The 3,394-nt window shown below is 54.6% G+C and carries 7 protein-coding genes; 3 read left to right on the top strand and 4 right to left on the bottom strand.

The window, feature by feature from the left end; genetic code table 11:
- On the top strand, positions 1-495 hold a 495-nt coding region (locus tag ACOSYY_RS08805), incomplete at its 5' end, for a fatty acid desaturase (RefSeq protein ID WP_421661895.1).
- 155 nt (positions 496-650) lie between these two features.
- Here the strand turns inward: ACOSYY_RS08805 and ACOSYY_RS08800 are convergent.
- The 4 genes from ACOSYY_RS08800 to ACOSYY_RS08785 all read right to left on the bottom strand — a co-directional run bounded on the left by ACOSYY_RS08800 (position 651) and on the right by ACOSYY_RS08785 (position 2,525).
- The gene (locus ACOSYY_RS08800; RefSeq protein ID WP_421661894.1) at positions 651-1,121 is read right to left on the bottom strand and encodes a hypothetical protein; all 471 of its coding nucleotides are present in this window, start codon (positions 1,119-1,121) and stop codon (positions 651-653) included.
- A 23-nt stretch (positions 1,122-1,144) separates the two neighbouring features.
- Positions 1,145-1,969, bottom strand: coding sequence for a DMT family transporter (locus ACOSYY_RS08795; RefSeq protein ID WP_421661893.1), 825 nt, complete (start codon positions 1,967-1,969; stop codon positions 1,145-1,147).
- 99 nt (positions 1,970-2,068) lie between these two features.
- Entirely contained in the window at positions 2,069-2,272 is a 204-nt protein-coding gene (locus ACOSYY_RS08790; RefSeq protein ID WP_421661892.1) for a hypothetical protein, read from the bottom strand.
- Positions 2,273-2,348: 76 nt separating this feature from the next.
- Complete coding sequence (locus ACOSYY_RS08785; protein ID WP_421661891.1) at positions 2,349-2,525, bottom strand: hypothetical protein; 177 nt, start codon at positions 2,523-2,525, stop codon at positions 2,349-2,351.
- Positions 2,526-2,685: 160 nt separating this feature from the next.
- Here ACOSYY_RS08785 and ACOSYY_RS08780 point away from each other — a divergent pair, with 160 nt between their 5' ends.
- The gene (locus ACOSYY_RS08780) at positions 2,686-3,000 is read left to right on the top strand and encodes an FmdB family zinc ribbon protein (protein WP_421661890.1); all 315 of its coding nucleotides are present in this window, start codon (positions 2,686-2,688) and stop codon (positions 2,998-3,000) included.
- 37 nt (positions 3,001-3,037) lie between these two features.
- Positions 3,038-3,394 (top strand): type 2 periplasmic-binding domain-containing protein (locus ACOSYY_RS08775; RefSeq protein WP_421661889.1); only part of this gene is annotated, 357 nt, incomplete at its 3' end.

Here is a 3,394-nt window from a genome sequence, read left to right as displayed (position 1 = left end):
ATTACCGGCTTCGGTATGTTCGGGTTGGGCAAGCTGCTGGAGGCTTATGCGCCCGAACTCGGCACCACCGGTCCCCAAATGCTGATCTGGGGATTTTTTATCTCGACCGTAGCGCTGTTTCACGGGACTTGCACCATCAATTCCTTGTCACACGTCTATGGCTCGCAGCGGTATGAGACCGGCGACGACAGCCGAAACAACTTTTTTCTGGCCCTCATTACCATGGGAGAAGGCTGGCACAATAACCACCACTATTATCCAGCCTCGACAAGACAAGGCTTCTATTGGTGGGAAATCGATATGACGTATTACTGTCTGAAAGCACTTGAGTGGATGGGATTGGTCTGGGATATCCGTGGTGTTCCAAGGTATGTCCGCGAGGGAAAAACCAAGCAGGATTCAGACCGCAGCGTACTCAAAAAGAAGATTGAAGCAGCCGTGAAAGCAGCGGAACTTCCGGCGCCTTCACCTCAACTGGAGCTGACCCCTCCCTAACAGGATGTTGAAAAAGGCCGCCAGCAGCGTTCTCGCATCGCTCAAAGGCTCAACGTACCGAAGCGTACGCCTCGCCATTTCGCTCGCTGCGGCCTTGCTGGACGGCCTATTTGAACATCCTGAGGCCTCCTGTTCGAAATAGTTTTGACATCCTGCTAGACCCACTCGGAATCATCGTTGGACCTTGTCCGGTCTGCCACTTGATCGACCAGGGTCTCACGAATTCGTCGGCTTTCCCCGTCGATCGCCGCCCGCTCCTCATCGGACAGAACCCACGCATCACCCGGGCTCAGCTCGAAGCGATAGTGGTCCTTTCCGAGCGTAAACCACTCAACGTAGGGATGCGGCTCCAGATTCGGGTGTGGATCCAGCGAAATTAGATTCACCGTTCCGATCTGCGGATTCGTCATGTCGCCGATGACTTGTCCGGCCATGTCGTCATCTTCAAACCGGCTGTTGTGGAATCGAATCACCTCTCCTGCGATATCCGGCTTGAAATTGCCGCGCAAATAAAAATCCACCGGCCCGATCACGGCAAAGACCACTTGGCCCACCACCGTTCCCTCGGCGCGGTTGTCCAAAAATCCTTCGTGCACCCACCGTCCATTACCGAACTTCTGCGCCATACAATTCCTCCGTATGAGAACCATCAACCGCCGAACGCGCCGATCATCACGGCCAATAAGATCAACGCACTTCCGATCCACCCCTGCATATCCAGCGTCTCCCCAAGAAAGTACCAGGACAACCAGGCCGCGTAGGCCGGTTCGGACGCAAACAACAACGCCACTTGTTGGGCGGGCACCAACCGCTGCGCCCATATCTGGACGGCAAACGCCAGCGTGGCAAAAACGCCCGTGACCCCAAGCGCGACCAGTAAGACGGCCGTGGGCGAAAAGGCGCTCCGTGTCGCCTCTTCCCACCACGGTGCAGGAAGAAACAACACCGTCATCGCCACCATCTGCCATACAAATAGCGATGGAGCGTCGACCTTCCGGGCGAACCGTTCAAGACAAATGATATGTCCCGCAAACGCGACGGCGCAGCCCAGCGTCATGAGATCGCCCAGATTCATAGAGGTGTCGGGTTTGACCAATAGCCAGAGCCCAACCATTGCAATCGCCGTAGCCGATACCACCCGCCTGTCGATCCGCATGAGAATCATCGGCACAAAGATCACGTACAATGCGGTTAGAAAGGCTGAATTGGAGGCGCTCGTCTGGCGGAGACCGACCGTTTGCAACAGGTACCCGAGAAAGAGGAAGACCGTCGTGAGCGCGCTCGCTTCCAAGACGGCACGATCATGGTGCAGTCGGTGGCGGCAGATCACAAACCACAGCAGCACCAGGAGCGTGCCTATGAGGAACCGGAGCAACAAGAAAGAGAGGGGCGGTATCTGCTCAAGCGCGGCTTTGGTAGCAGGAAATGTGGCACCCCAGATGACGGTGGTCAGGAGAAGGGCAAGTCGCGGCATACGTGAAGCCAGTCATAGGTCACTGGTCATTTGTCACTGAGCAGATTGGAGTTACACAACACCAGTGACCAATGACCGATGACTACTGACCTTCTTCATTCAGGGTTTGCACAGCGGGCACCGCCGCTGTGTGTTGACTCCAGCTTGTTCCATGGCGCGGAGCGCTCGTTCCTTATCGGGATAGTCGAACCATCCCCCTTCCCAGAAATCGCTGGAGGTCGCAATGGACGGCACTTCCGAACACCGGTCTCGGTGGAGGGTCGCACGGTCGATCCCACGGGCAATGTGAATCCAGTAGATCATATACCCGATGAGACGTACGGTGTGAGGGGTAAGGAGTTCGCAAATTGATTACGGCTTACCCCTAACCCCTGACTGCTCATCGGAGAAGTTGCCACTCATCCTTTTCTATGAAGCACTTCACGCCGGTCTGTAACTTCTTGACGTCGTCTTTTTCAAAGAGCCTCATGTAGCGCTCGATTCGATCGTCGTCATCGATTCGTTCTTCCTGCATCATGCCGTTATTGCCCTTATACCGTCGAATCAGCACTGGCATTGAAACCCTCCTATGAAGCTGGCAGTTTAGTTGTGTATGTTGCTAGAATAAACACATCGTTGTGAGCCGGTCAAGATCGCTTGGGTGAGGTCATTTTGTCAAGTCCGAACCGACCTCCGTATAAGACTCTGCAATAGAGAACACAGAAAGGACTCACTCCGTGCCTCTTTACGAGTACCGTTGCGGACAGTGCGAGAAACAATTCGAGGCCAGTCAATCCGTGTATGCCAGAGTCGAAGACACGGAATGTCCATTTTGTCGAGCCCGCGAGGCGACCCGGCTCATGTCTTCGTTTTCATCCAATGTCGTCGGCGATCGCAAACCCGGTTTTGCCGAGCTAAAGGCCAAGGCCATGAACGATGAACGGATCCGACGCTTCGCCAAGTTGCCGCCGTTGAATATTAGACCGAACATGTCTCGACTGGACGTCACCTCAGAATCGGAGCCCACGTCAACAGAAGGATCGACCTCTTGAGTATCCAATACCAGTATCAACTCGGTCGTGACCTCCTATGGGAACAGGCCATTCGATGATCGTGGGACGGTTCGTGACCGGTCTGCTCGTTGGAATGGCCTTCTATGTGTCGCATGCCGGCGCCTTTGCTCAAATAGCCGGAAAAACAATCATCGTCGGCAATGGGCCGGAGCAAACAACCATTGAGACCCTGGCTCGAACCTTTGAAAAAGCCAATCCTCGTGCCTACGTCGACGTCCTGTGGGAGGAGAATTCCAAACCATTGGAATTGGTCAAAACAGGTCAGGCACAGATTGCCGTCACAGGGGCTCAGGATCCGGTTTTAGCAGCGACTCAGATAGGTTGGGATGGGATCGGCATTTTGGTCCATTTATCAAACTTCACCAAAGAGGTG

It is taken from the genome of Nitrospira sp. BLG_2 (assembly GCF_049222245.1).
Note: the sequence above shows the minus strand (reverse complement) of the source record. Positions and strands in the feature narration are given on the sequence as shown.

Coding starts and splice junctions, on each gene's coding strand:
- ACOSYY_RS08800 (WP_421661894.1), bottom strand. CDS start 1,121: ATGGCGCAGAAGTTCGGTAATGGACGGTGGGTGCACGAAGGATTTTTG.
- ACOSYY_RS08795 (WP_421661893.1), bottom strand. CDS start 1,969: ATGCCGCGACTTGCCCTTCTCCTGACCACCGTCATCTGGGGTGCCACA.
- ACOSYY_RS08790 (WP_421661892.1), bottom strand. CDS start 2,272: ATGATCTACTGGATTCACATTGCCCGTGGGATCGACCGTGCGACCCTC.
- ACOSYY_RS08785 (WP_421661891.1), bottom strand. CDS start 2,525: ATGCCAGTGCTGATTCGACGGTATAAGGGCAATAACGGCATGATGCAG.